Origin of the sequence: Streptomyces sp. NPDC006314 (assembly GCF_040613075.1) — a bacterium.
GTDB lineage: Bacteria > Actinomycetota > Actinomycetes > Streptomycetales > Streptomycetaceae > Streptomyces.
The window spans coordinates 140468-162045 of record NZ_JBEXRL010000016.1; the positions used below are offsets into that span (position 1 = coordinate 140468).

Annotated in this window: 17 protein-coding genes and 1 tRNA gene; 15 read left to right on the top strand and 3 right to left on the bottom strand. The window is 70.1% G+C overall.

The window, feature by feature from the left end; translation table 11 throughout:
- Positions 1-36: 36 nt before the first annotated feature.
- Positions 37-840, top strand: coding sequence for a nuclease-related domain-containing protein (locus tag ABZ079_RS26740; RefSeq protein WP_356941989.1), 804 nt, complete (start codon positions 37-39; stop codon positions 838-840).
- Between the two features lies 1 nt (position 841).
- On the opposite strand, the gene ligD is transcribed toward ABZ079_RS26740, so the two are convergent.
- The gene (gene ligD, locus ABZ079_RS26745; protein WP_356941990.1) at positions 842-1729 is read right to left on the bottom strand and encodes a non-homologous end-joining DNA ligase; all 888 of its coding nucleotides are present in this window, start codon (positions 1727-1729) and stop codon (positions 842-844) included.
- A gap of 53 nt (positions 1730-1782) precedes the next feature.
- Between ligD and ABZ079_RS26750 the strand changes: the two genes are divergently transcribed.
- Entirely contained in the window at positions 1783-2820 is a 1038-nt protein-coding gene (locus tag ABZ079_RS26750; protein WP_356941991.1) for a Ku protein, read from the top strand.
- Between the two features lie 143 nt (positions 2821-2963).
- Here the strand turns inward: ABZ079_RS26750 and ABZ079_RS26755 are convergent, their stop codons facing one another.
- A complete protein-coding gene (locus ABZ079_RS26755; protein WP_356941992.1) occupies positions 2964-4214 on the bottom strand; it encodes an MFS transporter in 1251 nt (416 codons plus the stop codon).
- 127 nt (positions 4215-4341) lie between these two features.
- On the opposite strand from ABZ079_RS26755, the gene ABZ079_RS26760 reads away from it, so the two are divergent.
- The 6 genes from ABZ079_RS26760 (at position 4342) to ABZ079_RS26785 (ending at position 10730) form a co-directional block, all read left to right on the top strand.
- Positions 4342-4737, top strand: a complete 396-nt coding sequence (locus ABZ079_RS26760; RefSeq protein WP_356941993.1) for a helix-turn-helix domain-containing protein — start codon at positions 4342-4344, stop codon at positions 4735-4737.
- Between the two features lie 187 nt (positions 4738-4924).
- On the top strand, positions 4925-6997 hold the full coding sequence (locus ABZ079_RS26765; protein WP_356941994.1) for a TerD family protein: 2073 nt from the start codon (positions 4925-4927) through the stop codon (positions 6995-6997).
- A gap of 258 nt (positions 6998-7255) precedes the next feature.
- On the top strand, positions 7256-8170 hold the full coding sequence (locus tag ABZ079_RS26770) for a hypothetical protein (RefSeq protein ID WP_356941995.1): 915 nt from the start codon (positions 7256-7258) through the stop codon (positions 8168-8170).
- A 420-nt stretch (positions 8171-8590) separates the two neighbouring features.
- Positions 8591-8791, top strand: coding sequence for a hypothetical protein (locus ABZ079_RS26775; RefSeq protein ID WP_356941996.1), 201 nt, complete (start codon positions 8591-8593; stop codon positions 8789-8791).
- A 134-nt stretch (positions 8792-8925) separates the two neighbouring features.
- Positions 8926-9219, top strand: a complete 294-nt coding sequence (locus tag ABZ079_RS26780; protein WP_356941997.1) for a hypothetical protein — start codon at positions 8926-8928, stop codon at positions 9217-9219.
- An 815-nt stretch (positions 9220-10034) separates the two neighbouring features.
- Positions 10035-10730, top strand: a complete 696-nt coding sequence (locus ABZ079_RS26785) for a hypothetical protein (RefSeq protein WP_356941998.1) — start codon at positions 10035-10037, stop codon at positions 10728-10730.
- A gap of 520 nt (positions 10731-11250) precedes the next feature.
- Here ABZ079_RS26785 and ABZ079_RS26790 read toward each other — a convergent pair.
- Positions 11251-11322: transfer RNA gene (locus tag ABZ079_RS26790), tRNA-Arg, on the bottom strand.
- A gap of 112 nt (positions 11323-11434) precedes the next feature.
- Between ABZ079_RS26790 and ABZ079_RS26795 the strand changes: the two genes are divergently transcribed.
- The 7 genes from ABZ079_RS26795 (at position 11435) to rho (ending at position 21320) form a co-directional block, all read left to right on the top strand.
- A complete protein-coding gene (locus ABZ079_RS26795) occupies positions 11435-12052 on the top strand; it encodes a response regulator (RefSeq protein WP_356941999.1) in 618 nt (205 codons plus the stop codon).
- A gap of 318 nt (positions 12053-12370) precedes the next feature.
- A complete protein-coding gene (gene nrtL, locus ABZ079_RS26800; RefSeq protein WP_356942000.1) occupies positions 12371-13675 on the top strand; it encodes an ArgS-related anticodon-binding protein NrtL in 1305 nt (434 codons plus the stop codon).
- 54 nt (positions 13676-13729) lie between these two features.
- Positions 13730-15121, top strand: a complete 1392-nt coding sequence (lysA, locus tag ABZ079_RS26805; protein ID WP_356942001.1) for a diaminopimelate decarboxylase — start codon at positions 13730-13732, stop codon at positions 15119-15121.
- Between the two features lie 158 nt (positions 15122-15279).
- Positions 15280-16572, top strand: coding sequence for a homoserine dehydrogenase (locus ABZ079_RS26810; protein ID WP_356942002.1), 1293 nt, complete (start codon positions 15280-15282; stop codon positions 16570-16572).
- Positions 16573-16578: 6 nt separating this feature from the next.
- Positions 16579-17637, top strand: coding sequence for a threonine synthase (thrC, locus tag ABZ079_RS26815; protein ID WP_356942003.1), 1059 nt, complete (start codon positions 16579-16581; stop codon positions 17635-17637).
- Positions 17638-18015: 378 nt separating this feature from the next.
- Positions 18016-18933 (top strand): homoserine kinase, encoded by a 918-nt coding sequence (thrB, locus tag ABZ079_RS26820; protein ID WP_356942004.1) that lies wholly within the window; start codon positions 18016-18018, stop codon positions 18931-18933.
- Positions 18934-19337: 404 nt separating this feature from the next.
- On the top strand, positions 19338-21320 hold the full coding sequence (rho, locus tag ABZ079_RS26825) for a transcription termination factor Rho (protein ID WP_356942005.1): 1983 nt from the start codon (positions 19338-19340) through the stop codon (positions 21318-21320).
- Positions 21321-21578 lie beyond the last annotated feature (258 nt).

The window sequence follows — 21578 nt, forward strand, 5'->3', positions numbered from 1 at the left end:
ACCCCGCCTGTTCCCATGGACGAGGGGTGATGGCGCATGAGCGGACTGCGCGTGGTGCCGGCCTATCGGCACGGCCGGGAGCGGCTGTACGTCTGCCGCCCGGACGGAAGCAGTGTCGCCTGGTACGACCGTGAGACGGGCCGGGTCAACCTGCTCGGCGAGGACGGCCGGGACGACGTACTCGCGGCCCTGAAACCGTTCCTGACCGGCTCGGTGACCGTGGGCCCGCCACCGGTCCCGACTCCGGCGGAACTCGCCCGGCTGACCCTGCACCCGGACGACGACCTGGCGCCCAACCGCCCCGGCGAAGCCCTGCTGATCGCCCTCGACCGCGCCCCCGGCCCGGCCCACCGGCTGCGCCCCGATCCGCGCCGGCACGCCCTTGCCGCCGAGCAGACCGTCGGCGATGCGCTGGACCGGCTGGAGGGCGCCGGCTGGCACACCCTGCACTCCATACCGCTCCCCGGCGGTGACCGCATCCACCACCTGCTGATCGGCCCGGGCGGCCTGTTCGCCGTATACGCCCTGTACGCCCGCAAGACCCGGGTCCTGGTCACCGACCCGACGGTCGCCCTCGGCCGCCGCGAGGGCGAGCCGGTGCTGCGTCGCCTGCGCGCCGACGCGGACCGCGCCTCCTACGCCCTGACCGCCGAGGTCCACCCCGTCCTGGCCCTGGTGGGCCCGGCCCAGCTGACCGTGACCGCCGAGCCGCGGGGGGTGCGGATCCTGCAGGACCCGGAGCTGGGTGGTCTGGCCCGTCTCGGCGGGGTGCTGAAACCGGCCGACGTGGAGGCGCTGCACGCGATGGCGCGGGACCGGAACACCTGGGGGAGGGTGTAGCTCAGGGCAGGGGTGCCGCCTTGCCGGGGTCCAGCAGGGGAGCCATCAGGTCGCCCAGATCCTGCAGCCGCGGGGCGATGTCGTCGGCCTGGAACTCCAGCCGGCCGGGGCTGTGGCAGTCCTCGACCTCCTGCCAGGTCACCGGTGCGGACACCAGGGGAGCGCGGCGGGCGCGCAGGGTGTAGGGCGTGGCCGTCGTCTTGCGGGCCGCGTTCTGGCTCCAGTCCACGAAGACCTTCCCCGGCCTGAGGCTCTTCGTCATCCGGTGCACCACCAGCCGGGGCATCGCCCGCTCCGCCTCCACCGCCAGCGCCTTCGCGTACTCGGACGTCCGTTCGGACGAACTGCCGCGCACCGCCGCCAGCAGATGCAGCCCCTTCGACCCGGCCGTCTTCGGGTGCGCCTCGATCCCGTCCGCCGCCAGCCGCTCCCGCAGCCACAGGGCGACCTCGCAGCAGTGGACGATGGTCGCGGGCGCGCCCGGGTCGAGGTCGAAGACCAGCCGGTCGGCCTCGTCCGGGCTCTGCACCAGCCACTGGTGGGTGTGGAACTCGGTGACCAGGTTCGCCGCCCAGACCAGACTCGGCAGGTCCTGCACCACCACCATCCGGGCCGGCCCCTCGGCGGACGACCGCGGAACCGCGGAGGTCGTGACCCAGTCGGGCGTACCCGGCGGCACGTTCTTGGAGAAGAACCGCTGTCCTTCCGGGCCGTCCGGATAGCGCAGAAAGGACACCGCGCGGTCGCGCAGATGCGGCAGCAGGGCGCCGGCGGTCGTCGCGTAGTAGTGCAGCAACTCTCCCTTGGTGAAGCCGGTCTCCGGATAGAGCACCTTCTCCAGGTTGCTGAGCGCGACCCGCCGCCCCTCCACCTCCGTGATAGGCGTCATAAGATGACAATCCCAGACAAACCGGAAAAAACGGGAAAGGAAGGGTGCGGCACGTGCGATCGATCTGGAACGGCGCCATCTCCTTCGGTCTCGTCAGCATCCCGATCAAGCTGGTGAGCGCGACGGAGAGCCACTCGATCACCTTCCGCCAGATCCACATCGAGGACAACGGCCGCATCCGCTACCGCAAGGTGTGCGAACTGGAGGAGCGCGAGGTCAGCCAGGCCGAGATCGGCAAGGGATACGAGGACGCGGACGGCTCGATCATCCCGATCAGCGACGAGGACCTGTCCCACCTGCCCATCCCCACCGCCCGCACGATCGAGATCGTCGCCTTCGTACCGGCCGACCGGATCGACCCGCTCCAGATGGGATCGGCCTACTACCTCGCGGCCGGCGGTGCCCCCGCCGCCAAGCCGTACACCCTCCTCCGTGAGGCCCTCAAGCGCAGCAACAAGGTCGCCATCGCCAAGTACGCGCTGCGCGGCCGGGAGCGCCTCGGCATGCTGCGCGTGGTCGGCGACGCCATCGCCATGCACGGACTGCTCTGGCCGGACGAGGTGCGCGCCCCCGAAGGCGTGGCCCCGGACGTCGACGTCACCATCCGCGACAAGGAACTCGACCTCGCGGACGCCCTGATGGACACGCTCGGCGAGGTCGACCTGGAGGACCTGCACGACGAGTACCGGGAGGCGCTGGAGGAGGTCATCGCGGCGAAGGCCTCCGGCGAGGCGCCGCCGGAGGCGCCCGCGCCGGCGGCGGGGGGCCAGGTTCTGGACCTGATGGCGGCGCTGGAGAACAGCGTGCGGGCGGCCCGGGAGTCGCGTGGTGCGCAGCCCGCCGCCGGCGAGGCCGAGGTCAGGCCCCTGCCGCGAGGGCGGGCGGCGCCCAAGGAGGCGGGGGGCAAGAAGTCCACGAAGGCGGCTGCCGCCGAGAAGACGGCGACGGCGAGGAAGTCGACGTCCAAGACGGCCGGGGGAACCAAGAAGAACGCGGCGGCGAAGACGACGGCCAAGTCGGCTGCGAAGAGTGCGGCGCCCGCGAAGAAGACCGCGGCGAAGAAGACGGCGTCGCGCAAGTGGTCGGCTTGAGGGGGCGGGGGCGGGATGCGGTCGTTCACCGGCTGCGGATGCGTCGTGACCGGTCGCGCCCGCGCGGCGGAGCGCAGGATGGACACCGCCCCGCGCCCCCTGCCCCCTGCCCCCTGATGCCCTTCGCCGCCGGGGGCCGTACCTCAGCGTGCCGTGTCCTGCGGTATCCGCCCGCGGCCGGCCACGAGCGCGAGCCCGCCCCCGGCGATCGCCAGAGCCGCCAAGGCCGTGCCGAAGGCCGTCGTGCCCGTGGTCAGGCCGACGGCGTCGCTGAGGTAGCCGGCGGAGACCGGGAGCAGACCGGCGGGGAGATAACCGCCGACGTTGAGCGCCGCGTTGGCCTCGGCGAGCCGGGCCCCGGGCACAGTCGAGTTCAGAAGGGAAAGGCCGCCCAGCTGGCCCATGCCCTGGCCCGCCCCGGCCAGCGGCGCGGCGGCGGCCAGCGCCGGGACCGAGCCGGTGTGTACGGCGGTCACGAGCGCGAGCATGCCGAGCGCGGTGGTGGCGGCACCGGTGACCAGGACCGTGCGCCGGCGCAGGCGCCGTACGGCGAACTGCACACCCGTCGCGCTGAGGAACATCGCGAACGCCAGTGCTCCCGAGACGACGCGGCTGCCGGTGCCCAGCAGCCCTGACAGCAGCGAGGGCCCGAGCGACAGCACGAAGGACGTGGCGGTGATGCCGGGGGCGAAGACGGCGATGCCCAGGGCGAGCTGCCAGCCGGCGCCGCGCGGCACACCCGGCACTCGCGCCCAGGCCCCGCCTCCGGCCGCGGTCGGGGTGAGCCGTCGTAGCGGCATCCGCAGCACCACCGCGACAGCCGTGGCGAGCAGCCCCGCCTCCACCGCGAACACGGTGACCGTGGGCGCCGGCAGCGTCTCGGACAGCACCCCGGCGAGCAGCGGCCCCAGCCCCGCGCCGAACACCATCGCGCAGGAGGCGAGCAGCGCGGCGAGACGGCGGCGTCCGGGCCCGGCCACGTCCGTCACCGCGGCCATGCCCGCCGAGACCACGGCCCCGACGGCGATCCCGGTGCACAGCCGGGCGACGATCAGCGCGACCACGCCGCCCGCGGTCGCGAAGACCAGACAGGACACGAGGGCCAGCCCCAGCGCGGGCAGCAGGACGGGTTTGCGGCCGAGGCGGTCGGAGACGACGCCGGACACCAGCAGGGAGCCCAGCAACCCGGCGATGTAGCAGGCGAAGACGACGGTCAGGGTGCCTTTGGTGAACCCCATCTCACGCTGCCACAGCACATAGAGCGGGGTGGCCGCGTTGGACAGCACGAACACGGCGGTCACGGGCCAGGCGGCGAGCCACACCCAGCGGACCGGCACCTCACCGGCCCGCCGGCCGCACTCCGTTCCGGCGGTACGTACATCTGTTCCTGTCACGGCACAGTCCTCCCCGAGCGTCAGTACGATCCGAGTCGTACTAGTACGTGCGGAGTCGAACTTAGCACGTAGTACGATCAGACTCGTACAAGAAGTCATGGCGAGAAGATCGTGGGAAGGAGCCGCAGTGACCCCGAACCAGGGCGCCGGAGCGGACACGAGGCAGCCCATCAAGGTCCTGCCGGAACCCGCCGGCCTACCTGATCCGCTGCCCGAACCGGCCGTCGACGACCTGCGCCTGGAGACGGTGCTGGGCGCGCTCAGTGACCCGCTGCGGCTGCGGATCGTGCGCAGACTGCTCCTGGACTCGGAGGAGTTCGACCACACCTGCGGCTGGTTCGGCCTGGACCGCCCCAAGTCCTCGCTGACCCACCACTTCCGGGCACTGCGCGAGGCGGGGATCACCCGGCAGCGCCAGTACGGCCTGGAGCGCCGCAGCCACGTCCGGGTCGCCGACCTGAACGCCCGCTTCCCCGGCCTGCTGGACCTGGTGGCCGCGTGGACCCCGCCTGACGGGGGCTGAACCGGCGCATGCCCGCCCGGGACGACCCCTGGAAGTACCGGCGATGACCTCCACTCGCCCTCCGGCATGCTCGGTGGGCACTACGGTTACCTGTGTGCGGCGCGTCACACCGCGTCGCGTGTCCGGCGGCTGGGACAGGGATGCCACTGTGCCCGGCCTGCGTCAGTTGGGGGGCATTGTGCAGGAAATGATCAAGGGCTCGAATGTGGCTCTGACAGCCCTGAGCGAGAACGTCGGCTCGGTCATCGTCAGTTTGGGCTGGGGGAGCCCGACCGGCGAAGGCGACGCGGACGTCTCCGTTCTCTTGCTGGACGTGAACGGCAAGGTTCGCGACGACACCGACTTCTACTTCTACAACAACCCGGTCGCGGCGGACGGAAGCGTGCACGTCCTGGGCAAGACGCCGACGGCGGACGGAAACGAGGACCGGATCAGCTTCGACCTGACCGCGGTCCCGGCGGACGTCGACCGGATAGTCGTGGCCGCCAGCCGGTACGGCGGAGCCAGCTTCGGTGAACTCGAAGACGTGCGGCTGACGTTGGCCGACGGCGCCGGTGAAGCACTCCTCCGCTTCGCCATCGACGGCGTCGACTCGGTCAGCGCCGTCATCTTCGGTGAGCTGTACCGGCGGGGAGAGGAGTGGAAGTTCCGCGCGGTCGGCCAGGGCTATGACACCGGACTCGCCGGTCTGGCGACGGACTTCGGTGTCGACATCGAGGACGACGCGGCGGCGGAGACCCGGGAGAACCCGGCGGCCGACGATCAGTCGGACCTCACGGACGCCAGGGACCTCGCTGACCGTACGGACCTCACGGACCCCGCCTCGGCGTCGGCCGGCGAGCCGAGTGCACCAGGAACGCTGGGAGCCGTCCCCTCTCCCCGTCGGCCCGACGAGGGCGGCGCGCCACGCACGCCGACCGCTCGACCCCGCACCGCGAAGAAGAAGGTCACCCTGCCCAAGGCGGGCGAGAAGTCCCTGGCGGAGAACGAGTCCTGGAGGGAAGCCCGGCTCTTCCCGGCACCGGCGCTCAAGAGCGACAGGGAACGCGAAACGCGCGCGACCTCGGTGCTGCTGTCAGTGATGGCACAGGTGCCGGAGTTCGGCAGGAGGCTCACCGCGGCGTTCGGCGCGCCGGCGGGCCGCATGGAGACCTTCACCGAGGTCACCCTGCCGCACGGCGACACACCACGACGCCCCGACGGGGTGATCCGCGTCGAGCGGGCCGGCAAGCTGTGGACCGCACTGGTCGAGACGAAGACCAACGGCAACGCCCTCAAGGCCGATCAGGTGCAGGCATACATGGACATCGCCGCGCGCCGCGGCTATGAGGCCGTGATCACGCTGTCGAACGACGTCGCGCTGGAGGGCAGCCCGCTCGTCCACATGAAGATCGACGGACGACGCAAGCACAAGGTCGCCCTCTGGCACCTCTCCTGGGCGGAAGTCGCCCACCAGGCACAGATGCTGATCCGGCACGAGGGGGTCGGCAACCTCGCACACGCCTGGCTCCTCCAGGAACTGCTGCATTACCTGCAGCACGAGAACTCCGGCTGCCACGGCTTCCAGAACATGGGCCCGGCCTGGGTACCCGTACGCAACGGCATCGACGACGAAACCCTGTGCCAGGGAGATCCCCGCGCACTGGAGGTCGTCGAAAGCTGGGAGCGGCTGATCCGCCAGGTGTGCCTCGGGCTGGGCGGCGAACTGGGCCAGAAGGTACTGCCCGTCCAGCGCGCCAAGCGGGGAACGGACCCGGGAGCACGCCGGAGCCGTCTCGCCGATCAGCTCTGTCTCGACGGAAGACTGCAGGCGGAGGTGCGCATCGAGGGGACGCCCGGCGTCCTGGCCGTCAACGCGGATCTGCGTACCGGAAAACTGCGCACCTCCATCGAGATCCCGGCACCCGGGCAGGGCTACCCCCTGTCCTGGGCCAAACGACTCGTCCGGTGCCTGGCCGAGGCGCCGGCGGACCTCCACATCGAGACCCTCGTCGAGGGGGAGACCGGTGGCCCCCGGGGCACGCTGGAACGGCTCCGTCCCGAGCCGGCCGACATGCTGCCCAAGGACGGCAACATCCGCATCACCGGCTTCCGCCTGTCCTTGCTCAAGGGCATGGGCAGCAGCCGCGGCAACGCCGAGTCCGGCTTCATCCGCAGCGTCGACGACGCGGTACACCGCTTCTACACCACCGTGTTGATCCATCTCGACCGTGCGACGCCCCGCCGGGCCGCGTCCAAGGAGGAGACGGCAACGGCCTGAGGCGCCTCGCCCTGGCCGCAAACCGCAACCGCCCCCGCGGTCCCCAGGCCCCTGGACCTCCCCAGGGGCCTTCCCGCACCCACCGGCCCGGTCGCCCACCAGTCGCCAAGGCTGAACCCCGCATCCCCACTTGGACGCGTTCTGGGCAACCCCTACTGTCCACTTGAGGAACGGTTGACCGTCGCATCCCCACAGATGTGGAAAGGGTGCGGTGTGTGCAGATCGCAGGAGCACGCGATCCTACTGGTCCTCTGTGAGTTGGCGGGAAACGGAGAACCGCTGACGCGATGGGCGGCCGCCACGAAAGCGGAGACGGAGGCCGAGGAGGCGGAAACCGAGGAGGAGGCCGAGGCCTGGGTCAGCCTGTTCCTGGATTTGGGTTGGCAGCCCACGCCCGGCGAACCGATCGCCCTGTCTACGGCTCACCGCCACGTACTGGTCCAACTCCGCCTTCTCGCCGCGCTGGCCACGCCCCAGCCCACCGGTGATCCGGTTGATCCGGTGCACTGGACGGGAACCCCGCGCACGCCGAATCTCACCACCGAGGGCCTGTCCGCTCCGCATTCCACGCTCGACGGCCTGCTGACCATCGCCTGCGGCGCGGTACAACTGGCCACGGGGCTGCATCTGCTGGGCGGCATCGCGGCGATACTGCACGGCGCCGGCCGGCTCGCGGCACCCGATTCACCGTTCACCAAGGCGATGAGGACGGTCCGCAAGGCGCTGACGCCGGACATCACCGTGATCCAGGAGAGCGTGACGATGATGGCACCCCTCCCGGACAACGACCGCTCGGGCCTGCGGGACACCCTGTGCCTGGCCGCTCACGAGATCACCGGCCTTGACCTCGCCGCGCTCAAGCACCAGCTCTTCGCCCCCGAGCAACCGGCAATCGAGGAACAGCCCCCGACCGGGCTTTCCGAACCGGACGCCGCTCTTGCCGCCATGGACGTGGACACGAGCGAGATCCGGGCGCGGATCCGAAACAGCCGCCGACGCGTCACCGTGAAGCGCCAACGGGAGGAGAAGCCGGACCCGTTCTCCGAACCGGGACTGTCCGACGACTCGATCAGACTGCCGCCACCGCACCCGCGGCACGAAATCCAGGAGCCCGGAATCACCCTGAGTCCCGACCGCCCGAACGGGCACGGAATCGACGAGCCGGGCTTCTGAGGCCCGGCCGTGCCCCGCCGCCGACGGCAACCCGCAGCCGTGGCACGCGGCAACTCGCGCGAGATGCCAGGCAACAAACAGGACGATACGATCGTAAAAGCGTCACACACCACGACGTGCTCCGGAAGATTGAGACGGGATGCAGCGTCCAGGTGGGGTGACACATGCACGGCGTGACGGAGCGGGACTTGCCTCCTTCTCATCGGAGTCCTGTGCCACCGCTGCCAAGGGTGACGGAGCCGTCACGTCCCACTGGCATCGGTAGCGTCCAAGGCAGGTTGAATGATGAACCGGACTCGTCGTCTCGCAGCACTCACGTTCCTGGTCGCCCCCGCGCTCGCGGCGGGCCCCGCGCTTGCCGCACACGCCTCGACAGCCACCGCGCCCGGCGTCGGGTCCCGCGCGGCGTGCCATGTCGAAATGGAGTCGAACGGCAACTACCACCTGTGGGGTGTCGGTTTCGGGGGCCACACGAAGGTGACCTACTCGGGATCGACCTCGGGCACCGTCTCCACGGACAAGTCGGGAAGGTTCGACATCGGCGGTCTCAGCGGAAGCAAGTTCGTCGTCAAGTCGGGCGACGGCAAGACCCAGGTCACCTGCACCATGGTCCACCACTGAGGGGTCCGCATACTTCGGCGGTTCCAGGTCAGGGCCGGGCGTCCGAGCCGGAAGGCGCCGTTCGGATCACCCACGGCGGCCCTTCAGGTTGCTGCCGAGGACGAACCCGGAACCCACCCGTGAGGAGCTTGGCGATGTACGCTGCAGTCCGCCGGTACGAAGGGGTGACCGATCCGGCCGAAGCGGGACGCCTCGTGAACGAGGGGTTCGTGCCACTCATGCGGCAGGTATCCGGCTTCGTGGCCTACTACTGGCTCGATGCCGGGGACGGAGTGATGGTCTCGACCAGCGTCTTCCAGGACCGAGCCGGTGCCGAGGAATCCATCTCGAAGGCAGCGGACTTCGTTCGGGACAACCTTGCGTCACTGCTGCCCAACCCTCCCCAGGTCATCGCCGGGGAGGTCGTGGCTTCCGCATGGCAGGGTTAGCACTGGCCGCATGAGATGACGTCAGAGGACCTTTGGTGCGGCTCAGTTCCCGGCCTCTGCTGGTCCTCGCTCCCCTGCTTGTGATCCACAGCCCTGTGCTCTCGTGCCCCTTCCGCAAGTTCACGCGCTGCCGCACCGGGGCCGGCCGTGACTGACTCCAGCCCCGGTCGCGGCGAGGGCGTTGGCGGGGCGGCGGAAGCGGTCGGCCATGCGCGCCTCGCTCCCCGCCAAGCCGCCGGTAGCGGTCGGCCCAGAGCTGGACCGGGCCGGCGAGACCGGGAAGCGTTCGGCGGCTCGGCGCCGAAGGCAGCCGTCTCCACACCGAACCGAAGGCTCCCCCCGTGCAAGACCTCTCGGCCGAGAGCAGTCCGTGGCCAATGAGCCGGGCGTACCCGTATCCCACCCACAAAGTGGGCACCTCGGCGCCAGCTCGCGGCCTCAACCAGACACCCACGATCGGCAACAACGGCTACTGGCGCATCTACCTGCCCGCAACGCACTGAGCCCACGGTTCGACTGGAGAGCAGTGATCAAGCGCGTGGGCTTCTACCAGGAGTTCAACGACCAGGGTGAGCCGTCGGCTTCCGCTTTCGCCCCCTCCCTTCGTGATGCCGTCAGGGCCGCCGGGGAGTGGGACGAGGACCGGATGGTCGCGTTGGATCGCCGGCGCCGATTTCGGTGCTCAGCCCGCCGCGGTCCCGGCTACGGCGAGTTTAGTCAGGACGAGTGAACGCAACTGGCTGGGTGATGGTTCTGCTAACCATATGGAGCACTGCAACGGGTTGAGGGCTGCGATCTTGGCCAAGGTTGAGAGCATGGTCGACAGCGATGACGCAGAGACGACGTCCCGGAGGAGTCGTTTCGACGCCGTGCACAAGTGGGCCGCTACAGCCGCAGGTGTAGTCGCCCTAGCCTTTTCGCTATATAACTTCGCTGAACTTCAAAAGAAACCTGAAATTGATCTGGCGCTTCCTCATCTCATGCGCATTGGTCTAGTGGGTAAGGACACCCATTTCTATCTTCAGCCGACAGTGTCCACCAGAGTCAAGACCCAGGATGTTGAGGTCATCCGTGACGCACGCTTCCAACTGACGCCCATCGGCTCGATTTCGTCTTCGAAAAGACCGGTGTTCTACTGGAAAGAGGTCGGCACATGGAACTTCGACCCCGCTGCTGAATGGATCTCGTATAGATGGTCTGGTGATCCCGCCCCATTCCTCGTCAGTCAGGAAAAACCTCAGCAGCCGATCTTCTTGTTCCAGGCGGATGGCTGGAGCTTCCAGCCTGGCCGGTATGAGGGGTCACTTCAGCTGAATCGATCAGGGAATCACAGTGCACTGACCAAGAATTTCTGCTTGGTTATTTCGAAAAAAGCTGTTGATGAAATCCGCGGCGGAGCAAGTCGGGAGGACATCTTTTATTGGCGCAATGACATGCCCAAGGCCATGTCCTCCAGTGAATATTCAGGCTGCTACGTTAGGGAAGCGGAGTGGCGGGGCCAGGCCGAATGATTGGGGATCGCATCAGTGGGAGATGTCAAGTTCCGTGTCCTTGTTCAAGTTGCACGTGCGGTGGCGTTCAGGGGGCATAGAGATCACGTCTTGCTTGCTGCACTCTGTCGTCGCGGTCCCGCACGGGTTGTTGATCAGCATGCTTTTGGCGCTTTTGACTGGCGAACTCGTTGAACATCGTCCCGCCCAGAGTTCCTCCAGCGGTGATCAGCCAACCGCCACAGCGGATAGATCCATGAGTCCCGCCAACTCGTCTGTTCGCCTGTCTGGAGCCGGCGACTAATGGCGGCCTCGACAGCTCCCTCCGCCAGCCTGGCGTCCCCGCCGAAGCGGGCCTACAGGCCAGAACGACGATAGCGAGGTGCTGGCCTGCTCGGCTCAGATCAGGCTCATCACCTGCGGCGATGGTCCAAGATTCCCGTCATACGGCCACTCCGGGCCGCATACGCCTGCACAAACGCGAAGACCCCGGCCTCAGCGTTTCCGCTGGTGACGGGGTCTTTGGGCACCTCATGCTGGGTGCCCCCGGCAGGATTCGAACCTGCGCACACGGCTCCGGAGGCCGTTGCTCTATCCCCTGAGCTACGGGGGCGTGTCGGCTGCTGAGCTGCTCGCTCGCGGCGACGGATAGAACACTAGCAGGTCCGGCGGGGTGATCAGGAACCCGTTTCCCCGGGTGAGCGGATGCGGGCCCCCTGTACGGGGTGGAAGTGGGGAAAACCCGGACGCGGTGGCCGGTCCCGACCTACTCTCGAGTTGTGCCAGGCGCGTCGGGCCGGGTGCTTGTTGTGGACGACAACAAGGTCATCCGGCAGCTGATCAGGGTCAATCTCGAGCTGGAAGGGCTCGAGGTCGTGACCGCGGCCGATGGTGCCGAGTGTCTGGATGTCGTACACCAGGTGCGGCCCGATGTCGTGACGCTCGACGTCGTCATGCCCCGGTTGGACGGGCTGCGCACCGCCGCGCGGCTCCGCGCCGATCCCCGCACGCACCACCTCCCCCTCGCGATCATCAGTGCGTGTACGCAGTACGAGGTCGAGACCGGCCTCGACGTCGGCGTGGACGCCTTTCTCAGCAAGCCCTTCGAACCGGCCGAACTCGTGCGGCTCGTGAAGCGATTGATCGAGTGCCGGACCGGAGACGGGGGCCAGGGGCATCGTGGCGAAGCGCTCAGTGGAGAAGCGCGGGCGGGTGAAGGGCGTGCAGGGGAAGAGCGTGGTGAAGGGGGCAGCGGTCCCGACCGCGGTGGGGGCGGTGACGGGGAAGGGGACGATGACGGGGTCGCCGACGAGGTGCCGGGCGGGATCTCCTTCGGCGGATAGGGCCGGGCCCTTGGTCGGCGGGTGTCGGGTCTGTTCGTGGCGTCGCCGGGGTCGGTTCTCGTGTGGCCGGCAGTGTCGGGTCTCCGGCGCCGGCGCCGCCGGCGTGCGTCGCCCTTGGCCGTCGGCCTCGGGTCTTCTGCAGCCTGTCAGGGTCGTGTTGTCGTGGCCTTCCGCCTCGGGTCTCCTGGGCCGCCGGGCTCGGATTTTCTGCGGCCGGATGGCCTGGTCCGAGGTGGGCGGAACCCGGGAGCGTCCACCGTGCGTCCGCAGGCTGAACCGCCTCGCCTACCCACCCCCCTCCTCCCCTACGCTTGTCCCGTGACCCCCGTCGAGCTCTCCCGCACCGTGCTGCGCGCGGTGCGTCGTGCTGTCGATGACGGGGAGCTGAGGGTGACCGTGCCCGAACGGGCCGTGGTGACCGAGCCAGGTCCCGGGGGATGCGGGGACTACGCCACCAACATCGCCCTCCAGCTCGCCCGGCCGGCCGGGCAAACGCCGCGGCGGGTCGCCGAGATCCTGCGGCCTCGTCTCGTCGGCGCCGACGGCATCCGGGACGTCGTCGTCACCGGGCCCGGGTTCCTCAACATCAGCCTCGATGCGCAGGCCGACCTCGTCACCGGTCTGGTGCGGGAGATCCGGGCCCTCGGCGCGGCGTACGGGCACGGTGACGCCCTCGCCGGGCAGGTCGTCGCGCTGCGCGTGCCGTATGAGGTCCGGGCCGAGGTCGTCGCCGACGCGGTGGTGCGGATCGTGGCCAGCCAGGGCGGGCGGGCCTCCGTCGAACACGGCTCGCCTGCCACCCTACGGCCTGTGCCGGCCCCCGAAGACCCCGCACCGCTCGGCCCCGACGCCGCCCGGTGGGCCCTCCTCCACCCCGCCCCGCACGACCGGCCCCGGATCAGCGCCGATCACCTGGTCCAGCGGGAGAGCAACCCCCTTTTCCGCGTCCGGTACGCCCACGCCCGCATCCGCTCCCTCAGCCGCAACGCCACCCGCCTCGGCTTCACCGCCGAGCCCGGCCCCGTCGCCCTCCGTGAGGCGCACCTGCCTGTCGGCGCTCGGATGCGTGCCGGGGCCCACACGCACGTCGATGCCACCAGCCTGGACGTCGATGCCGTCGATGCGGGGGTTCACGCCGGCTCCGCCTCCCTGGACGTCGATGCCGTCGATGCCGGGGCTCACGCCGGTGCCACCCCCCTGCTCACCGCCGCCGACGTCAACGGCAACGGCAACGCCAACCGCCCCTACCTGGCCGCCTCCGGAACCCCCACCGCCACCCCCGCGCCCCCCGCAACCCCCCTCGTAGACCGCGGCACCCACACGCCCCCCGGCGCCGCCCCCCGCACCGCCTCCCACCCCGGCGTCCGCGAGCTCCTCACGTCCCTCGCCGACCACCCCCGTGTCCTCGCCGCGGCCGCCACCCACCGTGCCCCGGACCGGCTTGCCCGGCATCTCGTCACCGTCGCCGATGCCGTGCTGCCCTTCCTGCCCTGCGTGCTTCCCCGTGGCGAGGAGAAACCCTCGGCCACCCACCGCGCCCGGCTGGCCCTCGCCGAAGCCGCCGGGACGGTGCTGGCCGGTGGCCTCTCCCTGCTCGGTATCGACGCACCCGAACACCTCTGAGGGCCGGAGAAGACATGGGCCCCGGAGAGACACAGAGAGTCTGAGAGTCACGTCATGAGCCGTTCCGCGCACCCCGCCGGACCCCGCCACGCCGACGTCCTTCCCGAGGGGCACTACTCCGCGCCGCCCACGGACCTCAACGCCCTCGACCGGAAGGTGTGGGCCCAGACGGTCACGCGCAACGCCGACGGCGTCCTCAGCGTCGGCGGGATCGACGTCGCGCGGCTCGCCGAGGAGTTCGGCACCCCCGCCTACATCCTCGACGAGACCGACTTCCGGGCCCGGGCACGCGCCTGGCGTACCGCCTTCGGCACCGACGCCGACGTGTTCTACGCCGGCAAGGCCTTCCTCTCGCGTGCCGTCGTGCGGTGGCTGAACGAGGAGGGGCTGAATCTCGACGTGTGCTCCGGCGGCGAGCTGGCCACCGCCCTCTCCGCCGGTATGCCCGTCGAGCGCATCGCCTTCCACGGCAACAACAAGTCCGTCGGCGAGATCACCAGGGCCGTCGAAGCCGGCGTCGGGCGCATCGTGCTCGACTCCTTCCAGGAGATCGTGCGGGTCGCGCACATCGCGGAGTCCCTCGGGAAGCGGCAGAAGGTCCAGATCCGGATCACCGTGGGGGTGGAGGCTCACACGCACGAGTTCATCGCCACCGCTCACGAGGACCAGAAGTTCGGCATTCCGCTGGCCGGCGGGCAGGCCGCCGAGGCCGTACGGCGGGCCCTGCGGCTCGACGGGCTCGAACTGATCGGGATCCATTCGCACATCGGGTCGCAGATCTTCGACATGTCCGGGTTCGAGGTCGCCGCTCACCGCGTGGTCGGGCTGCTCAAGGAGATCCGCGACGAGCACGGCGTGGAGCTGCCGGAGATCGACCTGGGGGGTGGGCTCGGGATCGCCTACACCGGCGACGACGACCCCCGCGAGCCGCACGAGATCGCCAAGGCGCTCACCGAGATCGTCAGCCGTGAGTGCGAGGCCGCCAAGCTGCGCGCCCCGCGCATCTCCGTCGAGCCCGGGCGCGCCATCGTGGGCCCCACCGCCTTCACCCTGTACGAGGTCGGCACCGTCAAGCCCCTCGACGGGCTGCGCACGTACGTCTCCGTCGACGGCGGTATGTCCGACAACATCCGCACCGCGCTATACGACGCCGAGTACAGCGTCGCGCTCGCCTCCCGCACCTCCGACGCCGAGCCCATGCTCGCCCGTGTCGTCGGCAAGCACTGCGAGAGCGGGGACATCGTGGTCAAGGACGCGTTCCTGCCCGCGGACCTGGCACCCGGTGACCTCATCGCCGTACCGGCCACCGGTGCCTACTGCCGGTCCATGGCCAGCAACTACAACCACGTGCTCCGGCCGCCCGTCGTCGCCGTGAAGGACGGGGAGGCCCGGGTCATCGTCCGCCGGGAGACTGAGGACGATCTCCTGCGTCTCGACGTCGGGTGACGCGGGGCCGGGGTGCGAAAACCCGGGGGTGGAAGATCTACGGTCTTCCACCCCTGCACAAATGAAATAGATGTCTCACGATCCGGACGAAGGGTAGAAACTCCCGTCCGGTGAGTGAGACTGGTCCAACCGTAGACGGTATGAGGAAACGAGGTCGGATGATGCGTACGCGTCCGCTGAAGGTGGCGCTGCTGGGCTGTGGAGTGGTCGGCTCAGAGGTGGCGCGCATCATGACGACGCACGCCGACGACCTCGCCGCCAGGATCGGCGCCCCGGTCGAGCTCGCCGGGGTCGCCGTACGGCGTCCGAGCAAGGTGCGCGAGGGCATCGATCCCGCCCTCGTCACCACCGACGCCACCGCCCTCGTCAAACGCGGCGACATCGACGTCGTCGTGGAGGTCATCGGCGGGATCGAGCCGGCGCGGGCCCTCATCACCACCGCCTTCGAGTACGGCGCCTCCGTCGTCTCCGCCAACAAGGCGCTGCTCGCCCAGGACGGGGCCGCCCTGCACGCCGCCGCCGAGGAGCACGGCAGGGACCTGTACTACGAGGCCGCCGTCGCCGGTGCCATCCCACTGATCCGGCCGCTGCGCGAGTCCCTCGCCGGGGACAAGGTCAACCGGGTGCTCGGCATCGTCAACGGCACGACCAACTTCATCCTCGACAAGATGGACTCCACGGGGGCGGGTTACCAGGAGGCCCTCGACGAGGCCACTGCGCTCGGGTACGCCGAGGCCGACCCGACCGCCGACGTCGAGGGGTTCGACGCCGCCGCCAAGGCCGCCATCCTCGCCGGCATCGCCTTCCACACGCGCGTGCGGTTCGACGACGTCTACCGCGAGGGCATGACCGAGGTCACCGCCGCCGACTTCCGCTCGGCCAAGGAGATGGGCTGCACCATCAAGCTGCTCGCCATCTGCGAGCGCTCGAAGGACGGTGCGTCGGTCACCGCGCGCGTGCATCCGGCGATGATCCCGCTCAGCCACCCGCTCGCCTCCGTGCGCGGCGCGTACAACGCCGTCTTCGTGGAGTCCGACGCGGCCGGGCAGCTGATGTTCTACGGTCCCGGCGCCGGCGGTGCGCCCACCGCCTCCGCCGTCCTCGGTGACCTCGTCGCCGTGTGCCGCAACCGGCTGAGCGGCTCGACGGGGCCCGGTGAGTCGGCGTACGCCGCGCTGACCGTGTCGCCGATGGGCGAGGTCGTCACGCGGTACCACATCAGCCTTGACGTCGCGGACAAACCGGGCGTACTCGCCCAGGTCGCGACCGTGTTCGCCGAGCACGGGGTGTCCATCGACACCGTTCGCCAGCAGGGCAAGGACGGCGAGGCCTCCCTCGTCGTCGTCACCCACCGTGCGTCCGACGCCGCCCTGAACGGGACCGTCGAGGCGCTGCGCAAGCTCGACACCGTGCGGGGTGTCGCCAGCATCATGCGGGTTGAAGGAGAGTAACCAGCAATGACCCACCAGTGGCGCGGAATCATCGAGGAGTACCGGGACAGGCTGCCGGTATCCGACACCACGCCGGTCGTGACGCTCCGCGAGGGCGGCACGCCCCTCGTGCCCGCGCAGGTGCTCTCCGAGCGCACGGGCTGCGAGGTCCACCTGAAGGTGGAGGGCGCCAACCCCACCGGGTCCTTCAAGGACCGCGGCATGACCATGGCCATCAGCAAGGCCAAGGAGGAGGGGGCGAAGGCCGTCATCTGCGCCTCCACCGGCAACACCTCCGCCAGCGCGGCCGCGTACGGCGTGCGGGCCGGCATGGTCTCCGCCGTGCTCGTGCCGCAGGGCAAGATCGCCCTCGGCAAGATGGGCCAGGCCCTCGTGCACGGCGCCAAGATCCTCCAGGTCGACGGCAACTTCGACGACTGCCTCACGCTCGCTCGGGAACTGAGCGAGAACTACCCTGTGGCGCTGGTGAATTCGGTCAACCCGGTGCGTATCGAGGGTCAGAAGACGGCTGCCTTCGAGATCGTGGACATGCTCGGCGACGCGCCCGACATCCACGTCCTCCCGGTCGGCAACGCGGGCAACATCACGGCCTACTGGAAGGGCTACCGGGAGTACGCCGCCGACGGCATCGCCTCCAGTACCCCTCGGATGTGGGGCTTCCAGGCCTCCGGCAGTGCCCCGATCGTGCGCGGCGAGGTCGTCAAGGACCCGTCGACCATCGCCACCGCCATCCGCATCGGCAACCCGGCCTCCTGGCAGTACGCCCTGGCCGCGCGGGACGAGTCCGGCGGTGTCATCGACGAGGTGACGGACCGTGAAATCCTGCGTGCCTACCGCCTGTTGGCCGCGCAGGAGGGCGTCTTCGTGGAGCCCGCCTCCGCCGCCTCCGTGGCCGGTCTGCTCAAGGCCGCCGAGCAGGGCAAGGTCGACCCGGGGCAGCGGATCGTGTGCACCGTCACCGGCAACGGCCTGAAGGACCCCGACTGGGCGGTCGCCGGCGCCCCGCAGCCGGTCACCGTCCCCGTCGACGCGGCCACGGCGGCCGAGCGCCTCGGCCTCGCCTGAGCATCCGGGACCCGGGCCTTCCCCGGAACAGGAAGGCCCGGGTTCTCCCACATGAGTCCCGGGTCCTTCCCGGACCGGGACCCCGGGCCCTCCTCGTGGCGGGGAGCCCCGGGTCCTCCCGGACAGGGAGCACATGAGGCTTACGACACGCATCGTGCGCCTCCTGTGCGCCCTATGTCGCCACAGAACCTTCCTTCGATAGGCTGTACCGAACCCGCCCACCGCGTATGCCCTCGCGTGTGGCACGGTGCCGCGTCGTCTCCGCGGTCCGACGGGTCTTCGTACGTCATCGGATGTCCACCGAACTTCGGTCGAATGTCCATCGAGTCCATCGAGTGTCATTCGACCGCCACGCAGCTCAAGGAGAGTCAACGAGCGATGGCCGGTCCAGCGTTCCGCGCCGCCGCCGTCCGGGTGCGCGTTCCCGCCACCAGCGCCAACCTCGGTCCGGGCTTCGACGCCCTGGGCCTCGCGCTGGGGCTCTACGACGACGTGGTCGTCCGGGTGGCCGACTCCGGGCTGCACATCGACATCGCGGGTGAGGGCGGCGAGACCCTGCCCCGGGACGAACGCCATCTGCTCGTCCGTTCCCTGCGCACCGCCTTCGACCTGCTGGGCGGACAGCCCCGCGGCCTGGAGATCGTCTGCGCCAACCGCATTCCGCACGGCCGTGGCCTCGGCTCCTCCTCGGCCGCCATCTGCGCCGGCATCGTCGCCGCCCGCGCGGTGACCATAGGCGGCGAGGCCCGGCTCGACGATGCCGCGCTGCTGGAGCTGGCCACCGAGATCGAGGGTCACCCGGACAACGTGGCGGCCTGTCTGCTCGGTGGCTTCACCCTGTCCTGGATGGAGTCCGGCGCCGCCCGGGCGATCAGGATGGAGCCGAACCATTCCATCGTTCCGGTGGTTTTCGTGCCCGGAAAGCCGGTCCTGACCGAGACCGCGCGCGGCCTCCTGCCGCGCACCGTGCCGCACGTCGACGCCGCCGCCAACGCGGGCCGCGCCGCCCTGCTCGTCGAGGCCCTCACCCGGCGCCCCGAGCTGCTGCTGCCCGCCACCGAGGACCGCCTCCACCAGGAGTACCGCGCCCCGGCCATGCCGGAGAGCGCCGCGCTGGTGGAGCGGCTGCGGGCCGACGGCATCCCGGCCGTGATCTCGGGTGCCGGGCCCACCGTCATGGCTCTCACCGACGCCGGCACCGCCGACAAGGTGGAGGCCCTGGCCGGCGCCGACTGGGCCGCCAACCGGCTGAGCCTGGACGTGCGGGGAGCGAGCGTGCTGCCGCTTGCGACCTGACACACGGTTGCCGGATTTGGAGAGGGGGAATGTTTGTTGGATCCGGTAGTGTTAACCTCAAGTCTGCACCCGACCCCACCATGGCGAGGTGCCTCGTGTCCCCGTCCGGGACAGACATTCTTCCGGGAGCCTCCCACGCCACTCCGTGTTCCGTGCGCCGTACCTGGGCAGTACGTCGCATGCGGGCACTGAGCGGGCCGCCGGGCACGCTCCGGAACAGGCGCTACCACGCCACGTGACACTCGGTGCCACGGCTCGCGGAAGCGCCATCCAGCAAATTCTCTTCCGCCGCTTTGGGCGGACCACCGCCCCGGCACGGTTCACAGAAGACAGGACCGTAGCCGGACAGCACAACCGGTCGCCGAGCCAGACAGGCCGACGTCCGCTCCAGGGAAGGACCCTTCGTGAGCGACACCACCGATCTGATGGGCGCACGTGTCGAGGAGACCGCTGCCGCGCCCGCCACGGACGCCTCCGCGCCTACCACCGGTGCCGGCTCCCGGCGGCGCCGCGGTACCGGCCTCGACGGCATGGTGCTGGCCGAGCTGCAGCAGGTCGCCTCGGGCCTCGGCATCAGGGGTACCGCGCGTATGCGCAAGAGCCAGCTGATCGAGGTCATCAAGGAGGCCCAGGCCGGCGGGGGCGCAGCCCCCAAGGCCGAGGCCGCCGCCGAGACCAAGCCCAAGCGCCGGGCCACCTCCAAGGCCCGTACGGGTGAGGACGCGGAGAAGAAGGCCGAGGCCAAGAGCGAGGCCCCCGCCGAGAAGGCCGTGGCCCAGCAGCAGATCGAGATTCCCGGCCAGCCGGCCAGTGACGACGCCCCGACCGAGCGCCGTCGCCGTCGCGCCACCGCGGAGGCGGGCAGCCCCACCGCGAACGGCGCCGAGACCATCGCCGCCGAGGCGAAGAGCGAGCCCAAGGCCGAGACGCCGGCCCCGCAGCAGGGCGAGGCCAAGGGCGACGCCGGTGACGGCGAGGGCCGTGGCCGCCGCGACCGCCGGGAGCGCGGCCGCGACCGCGACCGCCGTGGCAAGGGCGACGAGCAGCAGGGCCAGGGCGGCGGCCGCCAGGACCGTCAGCAGCAGGGCCAGCAGCAGGGCGGCGGCCGTCAGGACCGCGACCGGGACCGCCAGCAGCAGGACGACGACGACTTCGAGGGCGGCCGCCGGGGCCGTCGCGGCCGCTACCGGGACCGCCGCGGCCGCCGGGGCCGCGACGAGATCGCCGAGCCGCAGCTCGCCGAGGACGACGTCCTGATCCCCGTCGCGGGCATCCTGGACATCCTCGACAACTACGCCTTCATCCGGACCTCCGGCTACCTGCCGGGCCCGAACGACGTCTACGTCTCCCTCGCCCAGGTCCGCAAGAACGGCCTGCGCAAGGGTGACCACGTCACCGGTGCGGTCCGGCAGCCCAAGGAGGGCGAGCGCCGCGAGAAGTTCAACGCGCTGGTCCGCCTCGACTCCGTCAACGGCATGGCGCCCGAACACGGCCGCGGCCGCCCGGAGTTCAACAAGCTGACCCCGCTCTACCCGCAGGACCGCCTCCGCCTGGAGACGGACCCGGGCGTGCTCACCACTCGCATTATCGACCTGGTCTCGCCGATCGGTAAGGGCCAGCGCGGTCTGATCGTGGCCCCGCCGAAGACCGGTAAGACCATGATCATGCAGGCGGTCGCCAACGCGATCACGCACAACAACCCCGAGTGCCACCTGATGGTCGTCCTCGTCGACGAGCGTCCGGAAGAGGTCACCGACATGCAGCGGTCGGTCAAGGGCGAGGTCATCTCCTCGACCTTCGACCGCCCGGCCGAGGACCACACCACGGTCGCCGAGCTGGCCATCGAGCGCGCCAAGCGTCTGGTGGAGCTGGGCCACGACGTCGTCGTGCTGCTCGACTCCATCACGCGTCTGGGCCGTGCCTACAACCTGGCCGCGCCCGCCTCGGGCCGCATCCTGTCCGGTGGTGTCGACTCGACCGCGCTGTACCCGCCGAAGCGCTTCTTCGGTGCGGCCCGGAACATCGAGGACGGCGGTTCGCTGACCATCCTCGCCACCGCCCTGGTGGACACCGGGTCCCGCATGGACGAGGTGATCTTCGAGGAGTTCAAGGGCACCGGCAACATGGAGCTCAAGCTCGACCGGAAGCTCGCCGACAAGCGCATCTTCCCGGCGGTGGACGTCGACGCGTCCGGCACCCGTAAGGAAGAGATCCTGCTCGGCAACGAGGAGCTGGCCGTCGTCTGGAAGCTCCGCCGGGTCCTGCACGCGCTGGACCAGCAGCAGGCGATCGAGCTGCTTCTCGACAAGATGAAGCAGACGAAGTCGAACGTCGAGTTCCTGATGCAGATCCAGAAGACGACGCCGACCCCGGGCAACGGGGACTGAGCGAACGCCGGATCGAGGCCGCCCCCCGTCCTTCAGGGACGGGGGGCGGCCTTCCGCGTTCCCGGCGAGATCTCTGCCACACGGGGCTCGGTCGGCGACGACTTCGGGTCGTACGGCCGTGTCGGCGGAAAACGCAGGTGAGCGGGGTTCGGCCCGATGGCGCGGTTACGGAGCGTGTCCATCGCCGCACGCGGTGAGCACCCTGCGTTGTGCAACCCTTTCCCGAGTTTCCCCGTCTGACCTGGCGGAGCGACGATG